This window comes from Caballeronia mineralivorans PML1(12) (assembly GCF_001028175.1).
Lineage (GTDB): Bacteria > Pseudomonadota > Gammaproteobacteria > Burkholderiales > Burkholderiaceae > Caballeronia > Caballeronia mineralivorans.
The window spans coordinates 1-3,592 of the sequence record NZ_AEJF01000133.1; the positions used below are offsets into that span (position 1 = coordinate 1).

The following is a 3,592-nucleotide window of genomic DNA, read 5'->3' on the forward strand; positions in this document are numbered from 1 at the left end:
ACCAGCCTGTGCGCGGGCGCGGTGCCGGCGAACGAGGGTGTGCCGCCGGTCATCGTCAATTTGACGCGCATGCGGCGCATTCGTCATATAGATGCAGCCAATGGTTCGATGGAAGTCGAAGCCGGCTGCGTACTGAAAACGGTCCAGGACGCAGCTGCAGCGGAACAACGCCTGTACGCGGTGAGCCTCGGCGCCGAAGGCTCGTGCCAGATCGGCGGGAATCTGTCGACGAATGCGGGCGGCACGGGTGTCCTGCGCTACGGCAACACGCGCGACAACGTGCTCGGCCTCGAAGTGGTTCTCGCCGACGGCACGATCTGGAACGGCCTGCGCGCCCTGCGCAAGGACAATACCGGGCTCGATCTGAAGCAGTTGTTCATCGGCACGGAGGGCACGCTCGGCATCATCACGGCGGCTACGCTGAAATTGCATCCACTGCCGACCCAGCACGCGCTCGCGTGGTTCGCGCCTGTCGATCCCGCGGCCGCGCTTCACGTTCTCGGTTTGTTCCAGGCCGCTTGCGGATCGCGGCTGAGCGCCTTCGAGATGATCAACCGTCTCCAGCTCGAACTCGTGATCCAGCATGTGCCCGGCCGCCGTAATCCGCTCTCCGAACTGCATGAATGGCACGTGCTGGTCGAACTGGGCGACACCCACGGCGGCGAAGAAATGGCCGCGCTGATGCAGCAAACGCTCGAACACGCCGCCGAAGCAGGCCTGATCCGTGACGCTGTCCTCGCCAGCAACGACACGCAGCGCGCAACGCTTTGGGAAATTCGCCATAGCGTGTCCGAAGCCAACAAGAAAGCCGGCGTGGGCCTGACGACCGACTGCGCAGTGCCGGTTTCAGCGGTGCCTGCGTTCATCGAACGATCCACGCAAGCGGTGCACGCCATCGTGCCCGGACTCGACATCATCGTGGTCGCGCACCTCGGCGACGGCAACGCGCATTTCATCCCCTTCTTCACCTTCGATGCCTGGCGCGAACTCGCGGACCCCGCTGCGATGGCGAACGCCATGCGCCACTGCGTGAACGAAGTCGCGCACGAATTGCGCGGCACGTTCAGCGCGGAACATGGCGTCGGGCAAACCGGGTTGCCGGAAATGGCGCACTACAAATCCGCGACCGAACTCGGCTTGATGCGTGCCGTGAAGAACGCGCTCGACCCGCACAACCTGTTCAATCCGGGACGTTTGCTGCCCTGACCTTCATCACCCGATCCAGGCCGCCCACGAAGCCTGGACATTCGCCACCAGCGTTTCTGTTTCTATCCACACCCTTGGAGCCGACATGAAAAAGCAGCCCGCACGCGATGAGATTCAAGAGGTTCAACAGCCCGGCCGCCGCACGGTCATTAAAACCGCCGTAGCCGGCGCGGCCGCGGTGGCATTCCCGTTCGTCTGGACGCCGTCGCGCGCAGCGAACAAACGGATCGTCATTCGCGACGATGGCGGCATTTACACCAAGGCGTACGGCGCGGTGTTCTACAAGCCGTTCACGGAAAAGACAGGCATTGAAGTAGTCGGCGTGCAGGCCAATGCCGAACCGACCGCGCAGATCAAGAGCATGGTCGAAACCGGCAGTTACACATGGGACATGGCAAAGATCAGCCAGCCGGCAATTCTTCTGCTCACCGGCGGTGGCAAGGAATATCTAGAGAAGCATGGTCTGGAAGCGGACCCGATGATCGCGAAGATTCCATCGCAGTACATGTCGCCGTATGGCGTCGGCACGAACATTTATACAACGGTGCTCGCGTATCGCACCGATGCGTTCAAGGGACGAAAAGCCCCTAATTCATGGGCCGATATGTGGAACGTCAAGGATTACCCAGGCCGTCGCGGGCTGCGCAAGTATCCCTTCGATACCTTCGAAGAAGCGCTGATGGCCGATGGCCAGCCGCCTTCGCAGGTGTATCCGTGCAACCTCGACCGGGGTATCGCGAGTCTCGACAAGATTTCGAAGCACGTCGATGTGTGGTGGACCACGGGTTCGCAAGTCGAACAGATGCTCGGCTCGGGTGAAGTGGACATGATCAGCACGTGGGTATCGCGGGCGCAATCGGCTATTGCAAATGGTGCACCGGTGGCGATTGTGTGGAACCAGAACATCTGGGGCGTCGACAACTGGTCGATTCTCAAAGGCACGCCGAACGCTGCCGCCTGCCGCGAGTTCATCAAGTTCGCCTCCGATCCGAAACGTCAGGCCGCACTTGTCGAGTTCTTCCCGGCCGGTGTCACGCAGCCCGAAGCGTTCAACTACATCAAGCCGGAGATCGCGAAGAACTGCCCGACGTTCCCGGAGAACATGAAGAACGGCCTGCATATCGATGCGAAGTTCTGGCAGGAAAAACAAAGCGTCGCGCTCGAACGATTCAATAGCTGGATCCTGACCTGAGCTGTTTTTCCCAATCGCTACGGATGCCTTCTCCATGTCTGCTTCGAACCTTCAAATCACGGGACTGTGCAAGCGTTATGGCGATTTCGTCGCGCTCGCCCCGATCGATCTCGATGTCGCCCAGGGCGAATTCCTGACCCTGCTCGGACCCAGCGGTTCGGGCAAGACGACGCTGCTCAGCCTGATCGCAGGACTCGCGCAGCCGGACGATGGCCAGGTGCGGATCAATGGTGCCGATGTGACCTACGGCGCACCGTATGAACGGGACATCGGCATGGTGTTCCAGAACTACGCGCTGTTCCCGCACATGACGGTGGCGGAGAACGTTTCCTTCCCGCTGCAGATGCGCAAGACCGAGGCGAAAGCCACGCGTGACAAGGTCATGCAGGCGCTGGAGATGGTGCATCTGCCGCATCTCGCGGGGCGGTATCCGCGTGAATTGTCGGGTGGTCAGCAACAGCGGATCGCCCTTGCGCGCTGCATGGTGTACAGGCCGTCGATCATCCTGATGGATGAACCGCTCGGCGCGCTCGACAAGAAATTGCGCGACCAGATGCAGTTGGAGATCAAGCGGATTCATCGGGATCTGGGCACGACGATTGTGTATGTCACGCACGATCAGGAAGAAGCAATGACCATGTCCGACCGCATCTGCCTGATGAACGCAGGTTCGATCGCGCAACTCGGCACGCCCGCCGATCTGTATTTCCGCCCGAAGAGCGTGTTTGTCGCGGACTTCCTCGGCGAATCGAACCTGCTCGACGCGGTGGTAACGGGGCGTACCGGAGATCAGGTGCAGATCAGCGTGCAAGGCGGCGCGAATGTGCATGCGATGGCCTATGACGCCGTGATCCGTGACGGCAAGACGGTGAAGCTGATGCTGCGTCCGCAGAATCTTCAGATCCACGATGGTCCGCCAGACGGGTCGATCAACGGCGGCACGTTGTCGGCGAAACTCACCGACATCATGGTGACCGGCAGCATGACGAAGCTTTATCTGCAGTCGCATATCAGCAATGCCCCGCCGCTCGTCGCGGCATTTCCCACCAACCGGCTCGGCCGCCAGTACGAGATCGGGCAGACGCTCGGGCTTTCGTGGCTGACTGCGGATGCCGTTGCCATTGCGGGGTGAAAATGAGTCGTTCTGCCCTGATCACCGAACAGGCGCGTCCCGACGCGCCGCCGCCACGGCCG

3 protein-coding genes are annotated in these 3,592 nt (G+C 61.2%); all 3 read left to right on the top strand.

Features of this window, described 5'->3' with window-relative positions:
- On the top strand, positions 1–1,206 hold a 1,206-nt coding region (locus EOS_RS21500), incomplete at its 5' end, for an FAD-binding oxidoreductase (protein WP_047848725.1).
- An 85-nt stretch (positions 1,207–1,291) separates the two neighbouring features.
- Positions 1,292–2,398, top strand: coding sequence for an ABC transporter substrate-binding protein (locus EOS_RS21505; RefSeq protein ID WP_047848726.1), 1,107 nt, complete (start codon positions 1,292–1,294; stop codon positions 2,396–2,398).
- A gap of 34 nt (positions 2,399–2,432) precedes the next feature.
- Positions 2,433–3,530, top strand: a complete 1,098-nt coding sequence (locus EOS_RS21510; protein ID WP_047848727.1) for an ABC transporter ATP-binding protein — start codon at positions 2,433–2,435, stop codon at positions 3,528–3,530.
- Positions 3,531–3,592: the final 62 nt, after the last annotated feature.